This is a genomic window from Tundrisphaera lichenicola (assembly GCF_051175385.1).
Classification (GTDB): Bacteria; Planctomycetota; Planctomycetia; order Isosphaerales; family Isosphaeraceae; genus Tundrisphaera; species Tundrisphaera lichenicola.
Genome location: NZ_CP195106.1, coordinates 2856159 through 2870200 on the forward strand (window position 1 = coordinate 2856159; position 14042 = coordinate 2870200).

Sequence of the window (14042 nt, forward strand, 5' to 3'; positions counted from 1 at the left end):
GGTCGTCAGTCCCGGGCCATCTCTCGACCGGCGATGACCCGGTCGATCGCCTCCTCGATCATCTTGAAGTCGATGGGCTTGGTCAGATGCTCGGTGAAGCCGGCGTCGAAGCTCCGCTGGATGTCGCCGTCCATCCCGTGCCCGGTCAGGGCGATCCCCAGGATCGGACCTCGGGCCCGGAGTTGTTGGATCAGATCGAGCCCGCTCCCGTCGGGCAGGCCGAGGTCGCTGATCAGCAGATCGAAATCGGATTGCTCGACCGCGAGCGACGCCGAGGCGACGGTCTCGGCCGTCGCGACGTCGTGGCCTCGCCCGACGAGCAGGCGGGCCATGACCTTGAGAGTGACGGCGTCATCCTCGACCAATAGGATCCGGAGCGGCCCCGAGGGGAGCGTCTCCTTGTCGATCGTCGGGACCTCGGCCCCTGACGGGACCTCGATCGTCGGCAATTCGAGGGTGAAAGTCGCCCCGAGGCCGAGTCCCTTGCTATCGGCGATGAGCCGCCCTCCGTGGGCCTGGGCCAGACTCCGTCCGATGGCCAGGCCCAGCCCCAGGCCGCCGAAGCGCTGGGTGACCAGGTCTCCGCCCTGTTCGAAGGCGTCGAAGATCCGGGCCAGGGATTCGGAGTCGATCCCGGCCCCGGTATCGATCACATCGACGAATAGCCGGGCGTCGGAATTGCGCGTCCGGATCGTCACCAGCCCCCCCTCGGGGGTGAACTTGACCGCGTTCTTGATCAAGTTCCAGGACACTTGCTGGAGCCGGGCGGGATCGGCCCGGACGTGAGATTCGGCAGCCCCGAGGTCGAGCTCCAGGCGGATCCCCGCGGCCTCGGCGTCGGGCCGGCAGATCTCCACGACCTGGACGATTAGCCGGTGGGCGTCGATCGCTTCCAGGCTGAGCCGGAGCTTGCCCTGGCTGATCCGGCTGAGGTCGAGCAAGTCGTCGATCAGTCGGGCTTCGAGCAGGACATTTCGTCGAGTCATCTCCAGGAATGGGCGGATCGCCTCGGGAGTCGCGGGGTCGTCGAGCATCGCCGAGGCCTCGGCCAGCACGGGCGTCAGCGGGGTCCTCAACTCGTGCGAGAGGACGGCCAGGAATCGGTCCTTGGCCCGATTGGAGGCCTCGGACTCCTCGCGGGCCTGGCGGGCCTCGCGGTAGAGCCGGGCGTTGTCGACGGCCATGGCCGCCCGACGGGCCAGGTCCTCGACCAGGGGGAGATCGGCCCTGGTGTAGCGGCGGCCCGACTCGGCCATCGCGAAGCTGATCACGCCCAGGGTCCGGCCCCGGGCCGCCAGGGCCGCGCTGATCGAGGAGTTGCATCCCTGGGCCCGGAGCATCGCCAGGTGTTCCCCATCGCTAGCCTGCTCGGAGAGGGCCGAGTCGTCCAGGTCGATGATAATCTCGGAACGCCCGGTGGCGAGGACCCCGCCCGGCGTCGGAGGATATCGGCGGGCCAACTCCCACCCGAGCTCGACCTGAGCGGGATCGGAGTGGGCCACCGCCAGCCGCCGAGTCGAGCCGTCTCGCTCCAGCATGTCCACGACGCACCAGTCGGCCACGTGGGGCACGGCCAGCCGGGCCACGGCCGTCAGCGTGGACTCGTAGTCGAGGGTCGACGCCAGGACCTTGCTGACTTCGGCCAGGAAGCCGAGCATCCCTTCGGCCCGCTTCTGATCATCGATGTCGGTGCAGGTCCCCAACCACTTCAGGAGCCGCCCCGAGCGGGCCAGCACCGGCAAGGCCCGGGTCAGGTGCCATCGGTAGGTCCCATCGGCTCGCTTGATCCGGAGATCGATCGAGAGCGTCTCGACTCGCGTGACCGATCTTTCCCACCCTTCGAGCCATCGACGGATATCTTCGTGATGGAGCGAGTTGAGCCAACCCCGATCCGGCCCCCTCCGGCCGACCAGGCCCGTATATTCGGTCCATCGGGGATTGAACGAGTCGATCATCCCGGAAGCCGAGGCGGTCCAGACGATCTGGGGGATCGCCTTGGCCAGGAACCGATATCGCCGCGCTCCCGACTCCGCGGCCCGCCGAGCGGCCTCGTCCCCCGTCCCGAGGCCCAGGACGACTTCCTCGCCCACGTTGCCGGGGCCTTCACCGGGCATGAGTCCCCCCTTCTCCCCGCACTGGTGGCCGGCGTCCGACATCTTCGCCTCGTCACGTCGAGTTATCAGGCGCATTACATCATCGGATGCGACCGGATCATCCCGATCCCTGCTCTCTCCGAGTGGCACGGGGTCCGACGGATGGCAGAGCGGGGGAATTCGAGGCTTCAAAACCCACGGGAAATATCGTCACGTCATGGTATACTCGTAGCGCCGTGCGGACAAGGGTCATGTGGCCTGGATTCCCCAACGGATCGCCCCCGGTCCGACTCGACCGATCACCGGACATCGAAACCACCAATCATGTGGTGGATTAACATCTCTGGAAACTCTTCCGGCGTGGTCCCCCGGGGGCGATCGGCGGCGGGCGCAAACTCGCGGGCCGGCCGAAAATGCCAGGCCGCGTGGCCGTCGAGCCGGGCGAGCTATCCTCCCTTCGCCGAGTCCACCGGCACGAACGAGAGCCTCCTTCGGTTCGAGACCTTCATCCTCCTGTGACACCAGGCCACCAGCCCAATCCAGCCCCGAACTCCGCGAAGGCATCAGGCTATCGGGATCCCCCCTCCTCCGATCATCGGGGAATCGGCACGCAAGTCAACGAACCATCGCGAGAAACCACCACCAGCTCACCCGTCCGGTGCGAGGGGAAGCAGGCCACCGGCGAGTCCGACGCAGGGCCGGACGACCCGACGACCGTGAAGGATTGGGTGCCGCACCGAAACCAGTCGATCCCCGACGGACCCACCGCGGCCAGCAATCCGGGTCGGACCAGCGAGGTCGCCGAGTACGAGGATGCCCCCATCGAAAGGTTGTTCGAGGTCCGGATCAGCTCGGTCTCGGTGATCAGCAGCGACGACCAGCAGGCGACACCATCGCGATCGAGCCCGGCCAGCTCGACCCGTTCGGAGTCGATCCTGAGCCAGTCCAGGGGCACCGATCGTAGCGTTTGACCCTCTCGGAGGGTCGGTTGCCAGCCCAGGAAGCGACGACGGAGGACCCGACCAACGGCGTCAACATGACAGACGTCCGAGAAGTCGTGAATCAGGATCGTCCAGCTGGGCGGATCGCCGGCCCGGCCCGCGAGCAGGAGCCCCGCCCCGGGCTCGGACTTCAGGAACGTCATCGGGAGCCTCGCGAGGATGGAGAGGGCTCCCACTCCCCCGATCAGGAGCATTTCCTCCCCGTTCCAGAGGCCCATGTATCGCCCGGGGCCGGAGGCCATCATCGGCGTGAGCCAAAATTCCCCCGGCCCGTCGATCAGGCGGGCCTGCCGATTCCAGCCGCCCGAACCCTCGGGACTCCGGAGGTATTGGATCAGCCGCCTCGGGCCGGCCCCTTCCCCCGCCAGGACCACGACCGACTGGCCGTCGGGATCGACCGACATCGAGGAGATGACTTCTTGCTCCCCGGGCAGAATATCGGAAACACCTCGCCCGAAGTCGACGTGACAAATCACGCCGGACTCGAAGCCGATGAAAGCATCGGGCGTCGAAGCGTGCCCGATGGCCGAGACCACCCCTTCACCCAGTTCGATCCGCCTCCCCTGGCTCGGGCGGTGTGCGATCGAGGCCGACCGATCGAGCCGCCTCCGCTCCTCGGCGGCCTTCACCGCCTGACTGACGTCATTGACGAGTTCGACCGGCCAGGCTTGCGACCAGCCGAAGTACACCGAGGCCAGCGGCCCGGGGCGGCCCGCCGTCGAGACCGACTCGCGGAGCCTGGAAGCCAGGCCCATCAATGCCCGGTCCCGGATCTCGTCGCGGGCTCCCGCCAGCGGCCCGAGATCGGCCAGCGTCGCCATGACGTTGTAGAACTCGCCGACCTGTCCACCCTGTCCGGGCCGGCGGAACAGCTCGTCGGCCTCGTCGATCAACTTCAGGATCGCCGGCGAATCGCCCCTCTCGGCGAAGCAATCCGCCATCCGGAGGGCGCAGGCCACCGCGAGCCCGGAAGGGCGGTCGAGCCATCCCAGGGCATACTGCTCCAGCGCCAGGTCGGGCCGGCCGGCTCGTTCCAGGAGCAAGTCACCGGCCGCCCTTCGGCCTTGTCGGGAAGAGCGGGCCAGCAAATCGGCCGCGATCAGGTACTCGCGGACGGACGCCTCGTCCTCGCCGATCCGTCGGAGGAGGTCGCCCGCCTCGGCATGGAGCCCCAGACCTCGATAGAGTTCCAGCGCGCGATCGACCTCCCCGGCGGCCTCGAACGAGCGGGCGGCGGCGGGGAGATCCCGGACCCGGTCCCGATAAAGGATCGCCGCGTCTCGATGCAAGCCCCCACGGGCCAGCAAGTGGGCGGCGGTCGTGTAATCGTTCAGGAGCCGCCCGTGGATGTAGGCGGCCCTCCGGTAATCGCCCCGGCGTTCGGCCTGCTCGGCCGCCTTCCGGTATTCCCGGGCGAGCTCGATCTGAACATCGTAACCCCCGAACCAGATCCCGCCCGGACCTCGGCCCGAACCCAGGAGCGACTGGAGCGAGTAGGTCGGATCGATCGTGGGAAGCTTGCCTTCGCCGGAGGGTAGGCTGCCCCGCCCCCCCTGCCCTCCCAGCGGGAGGGCGTGGCGGAGTGCCTGGTCGACATCCCCTTCCCGGAACTGCCGGAGAAGCTCGCGGAGCGCCCCCTCCTGCCTCCCCAGCATCGCCTCGGTGAGCCGGGGGACCCGCTCGACGGCCCGGCCGATCCAGCGTGCCCCCAGGTCGGCCAACCCCTTGATCCCGAGGGCGGAACCCAGCCCGATCAAACCTTTGCCGGCCCCCACCGCGGCCCGGCCGACCAGCGTCGAGGCCGCGCCGGCGTCCTCGGGTCGGGATGGCCCCTCGGTCCCGATCCCGGTCGACTCGGCGACGGCTGCCAGCGGATCGTCCGGTTTCTGGCCCGGTAGCGGCTCCAGGGTAATCTGCACGATCCTGTCGGCCCGGTCCGGCCGGTCGGGGAAGGCCCGCCACGGGGGGCCCTCGAATCGGGGAGCCTCGACCATCGAAGCGACCGACAGGGCAGCCTCGGGATCGAACCCCAGGATTCGGCCGCCCGGAAGGAAGACCAGGCCCAGCTCGCGAGTCAGGCCCCGAGCCTCGTCGGCCAGGAGCGCCGGGACGAGATCGGCGTCGACCGGCAAATAGAGGTTTTCAGCCAGTCGGCGGAGGCGGATCGGCCCGATGGGAGACTCGCTGTCTCCTCCGAGCTTGACGAGGAAGCCCCCGGCCAGCCGATAGATCGCCGGGAGCTGGTCCTGACCCACCCGTCCCGCCAGGTCGAGGACCGACTCGAAGCGGGTGGTCTCCAGGAGGACCGCCGAGGCGGGTTCCGGCTCGGACCTGCGTCGGAGATGGAACGCCACCTTCATCGAGGAGTCCCTCGGCCCGGGAGTCTAGTCTCAAGGATGCCGGACGATCGAGCGTCTCGGAACTGCTACGCGAGTGCGTCGTAACGCTGTTTCTGATCCAGCCAGTCGGTCAAGGGGTCGAAGCCGACGATCTCATGGGGCTCCCCGTCCGAGGGGTTCCACTGGAAAATCTGGTCGGGGGCGTCGAGCCGAATCCCCCAGGAAGTCCCGCAGCCATAATCCCCGAAGAGCACCGCGTGGCGGAAGAAGTTCCCGAAATTATCATCAAATCGGAGCCGGAGCGTCTGCTCCACCAGTGTGACGTCGGAGAAGGGCCTGGGCCGGATCAGCGGATAAAAGAAGACCGCCGAGGTCGGGCCGGAGAAGCCATCGAAGGAAGTGTAGAGGTCGCGCAAGACTTCGGGGAGGGGATGGCCGAGGGTCCACTCGGCCTCGTCCAGTTCATCCTGGGTGCAGGGCGGGCCGAAAGGGTAGCCGGCGAAGGCTTCGAGGACGTCTTCGATCATCGACTTCATCGCACGTCTCGACTGGTTTTGATGGGCGGTTCACCCCGGGGTGGTTGGCAAGGCCCCCCGGTTGAGATACCACATCCGGTCGGGCCCCTTGACCAACCCGTGGGACATCCGATAGGAGGCGGCTGGCCTCGCGTCGGAATCGCCCCGGAGCGACACCCGGACCGTGTAATTGGCCTTCGAGGTGGTCTTGCCAGTACTCTTGTCGGCCTGAAAGTCCCCGATCTCGAATATTAAGGGGGCATACTTTCCCCCGCCCAGGCTGGATCGCCACCCCGCAACCCGGTCCTTCCAGTGTTCCCGGAAGGCCTCGAAGTCCGGGAACGGGCCCGAATCCCGACCGGCCGAGCTGAGTAAGAGCCACATCCGCCGATAATGCGGGACATGGTGCGAGGCGGCGGCGAAGAAGTCGGTCACGGCCTGCTCGGGAGTGATCCGGACCGGCCGCTCCAGCGTGATCAAGAGCGGATAGCTCAGGACCGCCAGGGCCGCCCCGCCCAGGAAGAGGATCAGGAAGAAGGGACCGAAAGTTCCCAAGGTGAAATAGAGCAAAATCAGGACGACCAGCCCGGCAGCCGCGATCCGGACCAGATCCGACCCCCACTCGGCCCCGCGAGTCCAGATCGGATCAACCTCGGAAATCTCGGCTTCGAATTCGCGGGAACCGCTCGGATCCTCGGCCGAGGGATCGGCAGGCCGTGCCTTCGGCTTCGGGGCGGGGCGAGATCGGGGCCGTTCGACGGGCACGGGCAAGGCCACCGGCCGGGGCGGCTCCTCGGAGGCCGGGAGGAGCGGGTCGATGGCGAGGTCATAACCGTCGGATGCGACTGCGGCTTGGGCGGGCTCCGCGATCGGCGGTGCCGAATAGGGGCGGATCTCGTCGGTGTCGAAGAGCGAGGCGGCATCGGCAATCGGCTTGGGATCGTGGGGGCTCTGGTCAGGCATGGGCGATCCTCGTCCTTCTCGATTCCGCGATCGGGAGCCTTGACCTCATGACAGGCCGGGGCTCATTCGTTCACCATCGAATTTCATCTCGGCCGTAATACGCGACATGCCCGTCATCCGAGCCGACCAGGAGGTCGAGGCCATCTCCGTCCGGCGAACCGACGCCCGAAGGGCTACAGCCTTCGACCCCGACAACCAGCGGGCGACCGTCGACCCGGAACAAGGGGCGGGGGACCAGGCCCAGCCGCCCTTGATTCTCCAGGAGCAGGACGGTCGAGGCCTCGGACCCCGGGGCGATCGACTTACCGGTCAGGGACGGGATGACGAACCGGGCCGCCTCGGCGGTCAGACCGACCAGGAGGTCGATCCGGCCCGGCCCGGTCCAGGGACCGGCCCAGAGCGAACACCGACCTCCCAGCCCGAAGCCGCCATCGAGCCGAATCACCCTCCCCAGGCGGTCGACGAGCGGGACCGGGGCTCCGACTCCCTTCTCGTCGAGTGCGGGGAAGACGCACAAGAAACCCTGCAAGTCCAGTGCCAGCAGATCGATTCGTCCGCTCCCTAGCCAGTCGGCGGCGGCCGGCCTGACCCGTGGAGGTAGGATCAGGGGAGATCCCTCACACCGGAGAGCGACCGGCAGGCTGAACCGAGGCTGGTTGACGGCCCCATCGTTCCGGAGGAAGAGGACCTCGCCCCCCGCGCCGCCGACAATCAGGTCGAGCCGCCCGTTTCCCGTCCAGTCAACCAGGGTCGGGCAGGCGTGGCCGAGCCTCGGAGCGACCGGCCCGCCCAGCCGCCCATCTGGGCCGGGATCGAGCCGGAATCGGGACCCGCCCGCCTCGATCGGGTCCGGAAGGACATATCGATGTTCGGGCCCCTGGCCCACATCCTTGACCCAGTAGAGGTGGCCAGGGCCATCGCCGAAGACGAGGTCGAGGCCCCCATCGCCGTCGAGGTCGCCGGCGGTGACGACCGAGTGACCGCCGAGCCAGAGCGGGCCGGGCTCCTGCCAGAGCGTCTCGGGAGCCGAACTCGCGTCGCGCGAGGTGGAGTGGATCGCGAAGACCCGACCATCGGCCATCCCTCCGACCAGTTCGGTCTTCCGATCGCCGTCGAGGTCGGCCGCGATGAGGTTGGTCCGGTCCTCGGGCAGCAGGAGCGAGTCGCCCGCATGCTTGAGAATCCGGGGCTCCATCAGGACGGGAGGGCGCTGGCCGCCGAAATTCCGGTGGACCTTGACCAGCCCCCGGGCGTCGCTGACGAGCAACTCCAGGTTGTCGCCCCCTCCCCAGGAAACCGCCAGGGGGGCGGGGTCCGGGGCCAGGGGCAGTCGCCCTCCGGCGTCGGAGTCGAGATCGGGCTGGACCTCGAAGTGAGGGCTACCCGGCTCGCCGATGTTCCTGAGCCAGAGGACGCGGCCCTCGGGCGTGCGTCCTCGCCAGAGGCCCGCCCGGTCGTAGCCGGGGTGGCCTCCCTGCTGGTTGAAGCCGACCTCTTGTTCGAGGGGAAGGACCGCCGAGTCGGGCCAGTAACCCTCCATGTCGTTGATCCCGACCAGAAGGTCAACTTTTCCGTCACCATCCCAATCGACCGGGACCATCTGGGCGACCCGGATTGCCCCGAGCCCGAGGTCGGCGGGCAGCCCCAGCGATTCCTTCGGGCCGAAGCTCGGGCCTTGGGCCTCGCCCCGATCTCTCAAAAGGACCAAACCCTCGGCACTTAAGGCGACGAGATCGGACCGACCGGGATGGGCGGCCGGGATCGGGCAGACGCACCGGAGCCCTTCCAGCCCCTCGATCGGGATTCCCACATCATAAGGGGCAGGGAAATCACCCTGATGGGCGACCGGCCGATGGAGCAAGGCCGACCGGCCGCCGCAGGCCAGGACGAGCAGGTCCGGGGCTTCCCGGCCCGCCTGTTTCAGGGCGACCGGCTCCGAATCCCAGCCGGAACCGATCGGCCGGAGGGTCACCGAGTCATCCCAACCCAGGCTCGGGCGGGGAGATGGATCGGTCTGAGACTCGGCCGGCTTCTGATCCTCGATCTTCTCATCCACATCCGCCGATGCCATGCCTCATCTCTCCTATCCAACGACCCGCGACCCCGCCTTGCCGGGTCAAGGGAGATAGTTTAACCCGACGGAAGCCCCAGGGCGCGGGGGCTCCCCCCGAAATCGCTCGGGCTCATTCCGAGGACCCGAGATGATTCCGGTGAGCCGATCGGGGCGAGCGACACCGGACGCCTCACGGATCGACGGAGAGGCTCGCTCCGTTCGGCCCGACAGTCGCCGATTCGATCACTTCGGGTCGAGGTTCTTGGTCAGTTCCTCGGGCGTGACCTCGGACTTGATCCCGGTCGAAGGGACTTCGAGCCCGGCAGTCCAGACGATCGCGTTCAGCACGAGGGTCCGGAAATCATCGTTCCCCCAGTTCTTGTGCGAGTGGCCGCCGGTGAAGCCGAATCCCCGGCCACCGTCGGGTCGTTCGACCGCCCAGGCCAGGATCTCGTCGCGACCCTTGGCCTCGACGATGTGCTTGTAAGGCCCCCGAGGCGAGGAACTCTTACCGAGCCGGGTTTCGTCGTCGGGCCTGGCCACGAGGATCGGAGTGATGCCTTTCTGATCGGGGCGGAACCGGATGTTGTAGTACCACTCGTCGCTGATCGAGAACGGCTTGACCCCTCGGGTGATCGGATGATCGGGCAGGCTCTTGATCTCGGCGACCCAGTGCGGGTTGGTCGAGAACCGGTCTTCGTAGTAGCCCCCGAGCCAGTTGAGGAACTCGGGCCCGCCCTTGTCCTTGGGGATCTCGACGGCGTAGTGGAGGCAGGCCAGGCCGACGCCTCGATCCATCAGGGACTTGATCGTGGAAAGGTGATCGGCCTGGATGATCGGGTGACCCCCGCCGCCGTCCATGAAGAAAATGACGGACTTGGCCCCGTCGAAGACCGATTCGTCCGACGGCCAGCCGCCGGCGACGAACACGGGGTTGACCCCGGGAACTTCCTTGAGGCATTTGGCCAGCAGCTTCATCCCGGCGTTGAACTCGTGATCCCCCTTGCCGTGGCTGGGGCGGCCGGCGATCAGGACAATCTTGGCGTCCTCGCCGGAGACGGAGGCCGGCGCGGCGAAGGTCGCCAGGGCCAGGCCCAGGAGCAAGGCTCCGAATCGCTTCATGATGGTGATATCCCGAGGGGTGAATCCGGAGTCGAAGGCTCTCCCAGCTCGCCCGGGAGAGGGGAGTCCACTGTGCCGCGTTCGCGGCCGGACTTTTAGGTCATCGACGGATCACCGCGGGCTTCCTCGGCCTAGGAAACCCGCGGTGATCGAGATCCAGGACGAATCCGACTCGATCAGATGAGCTGGGTCTCGCCCGGGACGGCGACCGGCGGGGTCTTCATCGGGCCGAAGCCCAGATCCTTGGGCATGAGTTCGAGCTTGGATTCGAGGGCCTGCTCCCAGGTCACGGCCTGGCCGGTGTAGGCCGACATCCGGCCCATGATGGCCGTCAGGGTGCTCTCGGCGACCGTCCGCAGCTCGTTCATGGGGTTGCCCGAACGAATGCTGTCGATCAGGTCGATGTGCTCTTGCTCGTAAGGGTTGCGCTCGTTGGGGATCCGGATCCGGCCGCCCGAGCCGCCCGACTGGCGATAGTTGCCGGGGGAGAGGACGAACGACCCCTTGGTCCCGACGATCGTCTCGGAGACGTTGTTGGCACAGCCGTCGATCTGGCGGCACTGGCTGGAGGTCTTCCGGCCGCCGGAGTACTCGTACTCGACGGCGAAGTGGTCGAAGATGTTCCCGTAGATCGGAGCGGTCCGGACCTGTCGGCCTCCCAGGGCCACGCAGCGTTCGGGATGCGCGTCGAAGGCCCAGTTCATCACGTCCAGGTTGTGGACGTGCTGCTCGCAAATGTGGTCGCCCGAGAGGTAGGTGTAATACAGCCAGTTCCGGATCTGGAACTCGGCATCCGACCAGCCCGGCTGGCGTTCGCGGGACCAGAGGCCCCCCTGATTCCAGTAGACCTGGGCGGTGATGAGGTCGCCGATCCCGCCGTCGTGAATCCGCTTCATGGCCTCGATGTAGCCGGCCTGGTGGCGTCGCTGGGTTCCGGCGACGATGGCCAGCTTCTTGGCCTTGGCCTCCTCCGCGGCGGCCAGGACGGTCCGGATTCCCGGGCCGTCGACGGCGACCGGCTTCTCGCAGAAGAGGTGCTTGCCGGCGGCGATGGTGGCCTTGATCATCTCCGGGCGGAACCCGGGCGGGGTGGCCAGGATGACCAGGTCGACGCCCGAATCGATCACCTTCTTGTAGGCGTCGAAGCCGATGAAGCAGCGATCATCGGCAACGTCAACCTTGTCGCTGAACTTGCCGGTGAGCGACTCCCGGCAATTGTTCAGGTGATCCTGGAACAGGTCGCCCATCGCGTGGAGCTTGACGTTGGTCGAGGAATTGATCGATTGCTCGGCGGCGCCGGTGCCCCGCCCGCCGCAGCCAACCAGGCCCACCTTGATGACGTCGCTACCCGCGGCGTGTACCGAAGGGACCGCGACAAGGTGAGTTGCGACGGCAACAGCGGCCGAGGATTTCAGGAAATCGCGACGCGAGGCGCCGGTCTTCACGACGGGATCGGTCATGGCGACGTACTCCGGGGACATTCGGATTGTTGGATCGGGCGGACGGGCCGAGGACGCACGACGAGGCTGGCCGATCGGAGATCCGGCTGATATCTTCCCCGGGCCGAGGACCTTCGTCCTCTCTCCTTCAACCACCCCCGCGAGGGGGGAAAGGACCGGACGGGACCGGTCTTCGAGGTCCGGGAGAGGGCCCGAAAATACCAACCAGGCTTCTCCGAGGCTCACCTGGCAGACTAACGGCTCCCCTTACCCTTCACAACCAGCGAGCGGACGCCCCTGAGATTTTCCTGCTCATCGAGGGCGCGGACCACCCGGAATCCGACGCGAGTGGCGTCGGTGTGCCACCAGATGCTCTGGGGCCGCTGCGGGTCCTGGATCGACCATTCCAGGTTGGAAGCCACACGAGCGGCCGATCGGAGCTTGTCGGCATCGTCGTCCCAGGAACCGCCCCTCGCCACGTAGGCATACTCCTTGGGCGTGGGCAGGACGACCGGGCCGGCGACCGGCTGGGGGGACTTGGCGAACGCGGCGTAGGCATCGGGCATGTAGAAATCGATGCACCACTCGGCCACGTTTCCATGCATGTCGTGAAGTCCCCAGGGGTTCGGCTTCTTCTTGCCGACCTTCATTGGCTGCTCGGCATTCTCGACGTACCAGGCGTACTCGCCCAGGTCATCGGCCGAATCGCCGAACGAATAGGGGGTCGTGGTCCCGGCGCGGGCGGCGTATTCCCACTCGGCCTCGGTCGGGAGTCGATAGGTCTTGCCGGTGATGGCCGAGAGCCATCGGCAGTATTCCATGGCCGCGTGGTGGGTCATGCAGATCGCCGGGTTCCCCCGCGAGCCGAAGCCGAAGGTCATGTCGGCGTAGGGCTTGGTCGATCGGGTCACGGCGTCGGCGGCCTTCTCCGCGTCGGACTGCTTCTCCAGGTCGACGCCCGCCCGCTGCTTACGCTTGATGTCGCGGCTGAAGGCGTATTCGTCGAACTCGTCCCAGGTCACCTCGCACTTGCCCATCCAGAATGGGGCGATTTTGGCGGTGAAGGTCGGCCCTTCGTCCTCGTTCCGATCCGCCTCGCTCGCCGGGCTCCCCATGGTGAAGGTCCCCCCGGGGATGGGCACCATGTCGAACTTCAGCGAGGAGCCGGGGATGGTCTCGGTATAGGCTTTCAGCTCGGCCGGGGGCGGAGATTGGGCCCAGGTGGAGCCCGTGAAGCTCAGCAGGATGGCGATGGCGAGTCGGGGGTGCGAGACCTGGCGCACGTGTGGTAATCTCCTGGAGGATCGGCCGGACGCGCCGGAACCGTGGATGGTGGAGGGCCTTCGGATGGTCGCGCGGGGGATCGGGATGGCGCTTGGGCTGATGATAGCGCTGGCTAGGGTTGGCCCCTGCCCCGGGGACGAACGCTCTCCCCGTCGGTATGAGTGGACCGAGCCTCACATGGGGACGGCCTTCACGATTCTCTTATACACCGACGACGAAGCGACCGCCAGACGCGCCTCGCGGGCCGCCTTCGACCGGATCGCGGAGCTGGACCGGACGCTGACCGACTACAACCCCGAGAGCGAGCTGATGAGGCTCTGCGCGCGGGCGGGAGGCCCCCCCGTCGCCGTGAGCCGCGATCTCTTCGATGTCCTCGAACGATCCAAGGACCTGTACGAGCGATCCGGGGGAGCGTTCGATGTGACGGTTGCCCCCGTGGTCCGGCTCTGGAGGAGGGCTCGCCGGGACCGGACCTTGCCCGCCCCCGAGCTGATCGCGAAGGCCCGGGCGCTGGTCGGGGCCGACGCGATCCTGCTCGATCGCGAGGCGAGGACGGTCCAGCTCACCCGGCCCGGGATGAAGCTCGACGTCGGGGGGATCGCCAAGGGATACGCCTCGGGCGAGGCGATCCGGGTCCTCGGCGAGTTGGGGATCAAATCGGCACTGGTCGCCGGCTCGGGCGATATCGTCGTCTCCGGCCCGCCCCCCGGCCGCGAAGGTTGGACCATCGCCGTCGCCCCGCTCAAGCCGGAGGCCGACGGGGATGTCGGCAGGTCGATCCTGCTGGCCAACGCGGCCGTGTCGACCTCCGGCGATGCCGAGCAATTCGTGGAGATCGGCGGGGTCCGCTACTCGCACGTCCTCGACCCCTCGACCGGCCTGGGGCTGACCGAGCGCCGGAGCGTGACCGTAATCGCCACCGAAGGGATCATCGCCGACGGGCTCGACACCGCGGCGTGCGTCCTCGGCCCCGACAAGGGCCTCGCCCTGATCGAGTCGAGCCCCGGGGCCGCCGGATTGTTCGTCCGGATCAAGCCCGATGGGACCCAGGAAGTTCGCGAATCGGGCGGCTGGTCGAGATGGGCGATCCGGGCCGCCAGGCCCTGAAAAGGGTCCGTCATCGCCCGGGCCCCCGGCCCTCAACCCGCGAAAAATGGCGAATCTCCCCCGACTCGATCGGCGACCCCGCGAACTATTTCGACGCACTCAACTTGGACGGAAAGGAGTTCCGGC

9 protein-coding genes are annotated in these 14042 nt (G+C 67.5%); 1 reads left to right on the top strand and 8 read right to left on the bottom strand.

Annotation, left to right across the window (positions count from 1 at the left end):
* Window positions 1–5: 5 nt before the first annotated feature.
* From P12x_RS11330 to P12x_RS11365, 8 genes are all read right to left on the bottom strand, one after another.
* On the bottom strand, window positions 6–2156 hold the full coding sequence (locus P12x_RS11330) for an ATP-binding protein (RefSeq protein ID WP_435010975.1): 2151 nt from the start codon (window positions 2154–2156) through the stop codon (window positions 6–8).
* Between the two features lie 529 nt (window positions 2157–2685).
* Complete coding sequence (locus P12x_RS11335; RefSeq protein WP_435010976.1) at window positions 2686–5454, bottom strand: tetratricopeptide repeat protein; 2769 nt, start codon at window positions 5452–5454, stop codon at window positions 2686–2688.
* Window positions 5455–5519: 65 nt separating this feature from the next.
* Window positions 5520–5969, bottom strand: a complete 450-nt coding sequence (locus P12x_RS11340) for an SMI1/KNR4 family protein (RefSeq protein ID WP_435010977.1) — start codon at window positions 5967–5969, stop codon at window positions 5520–5522.
* Between the two features lie 30 nt (window positions 5970–5999).
* Window positions 6000–6911: a hypothetical protein gene (locus P12x_RS11345; RefSeq protein WP_435010978.1), complete on the bottom strand. Its 912-nt coding sequence runs from the start codon at window positions 6909–6911 to the stop codon at window positions 6000–6002.
* Between the two features lie 70 nt (window positions 6912–6981).
* Window positions 6982–8982: a hypothetical protein gene (locus tag P12x_RS11350; RefSeq protein ID WP_435010979.1), complete on the bottom strand. Its 2001-nt coding sequence runs from the start codon at window positions 8980–8982 to the stop codon at window positions 6982–6984.
* 225 nt (window positions 8983–9207) lie between these two features.
* Complete coding sequence (locus P12x_RS11355; protein ID WP_435010980.1) at window positions 9208–10086, bottom strand: ThuA domain-containing protein; 879 nt, start codon at window positions 10084–10086, stop codon at window positions 9208–9210.
* 176 nt (window positions 10087–10262) lie between these two features.
* On the bottom strand, window positions 10263–11546 hold the full coding sequence (locus tag P12x_RS11360) for a Gfo/Idh/MocA family oxidoreductase (RefSeq protein ID WP_435010981.1): 1284 nt from the start codon (window positions 11544–11546) through the stop codon (window positions 10263–10265).
* Between the two features lie 233 nt (window positions 11547–11779).
* The gene (locus P12x_RS11365; protein WP_435010982.1) at window positions 11780–12808 is read right to left on the bottom strand and encodes a formylglycine-generating enzyme family protein; all 1029 of its coding nucleotides are present in this window, start codon (window positions 12806–12808) and stop codon (window positions 11780–11782) included.
* A 178-nt stretch (window positions 12809–12986) separates the two neighbouring features.
* On the opposite strand from P12x_RS11365, the gene P12x_RS11370 reads away from it, so the two are divergent.
* On the top strand, window positions 12987–13916 hold the full coding sequence (locus tag P12x_RS11370; protein WP_435010983.1) for an FAD:protein FMN transferase: 930 nt from the start codon (window positions 12987–12989) through the stop codon (window positions 13914–13916).
* Window positions 13917–14042 lie beyond the last annotated feature (126 nt).

Excerpts from the sequence above, each read along its gene's own strand:
- P12x_RS11330 (WP_435010975.1), bottom strand. The coding sequence starts at position 2,156 with ATGTCGGACGCCGGCCACCAGTGCGGGGAGAAGGGGGGACTCATGCCC.
- P12x_RS11335 (WP_435010976.1), bottom strand. The coding sequence starts at position 5,454 with ATGAAGGTGGCGTTCCATCTCCGACGCAGGTCCGAGCCGGAACCCGCC.
- P12x_RS11340 (WP_435010977.1), bottom strand. The coding sequence starts at position 5,969 with ATGAAGTCGATGATCGAAGACGTCCTCGAAGCCTTCGCCGGCTACCCT.
- P12x_RS11345 (WP_435010978.1), bottom strand. The coding sequence starts at position 6,911 with ATGCCTGACCAGAGCCCCCACGATCCCAAGCCGATTGCCGATGCCGCC.
- P12x_RS11350 (WP_435010979.1), bottom strand. The coding sequence starts at position 8,982 with ATGGCATCGGCGGATGTGGATGAGAAGATCGAGGATCAGAAGCCGGCC.
- P12x_RS11355 (WP_435010980.1), bottom strand. The coding sequence starts at position 10,086 with ATGAAGCGATTCGGAGCCTTGCTCCTGGGCCTGGCCCTGGCGACCTTC.
- P12x_RS11360 (WP_435010981.1), bottom strand. The coding sequence starts at position 11,546 with ATGACCGATCCCGTCGTGAAGACCGGCGCCTCGCGTCGCGATTTCCTG.
- P12x_RS11370 (WP_435010983.1), top strand. The coding sequence starts at position 12,987 with ATGGGGACGGCCTTCACGATTCTCTTATACACCGACGACGAAGCGACC.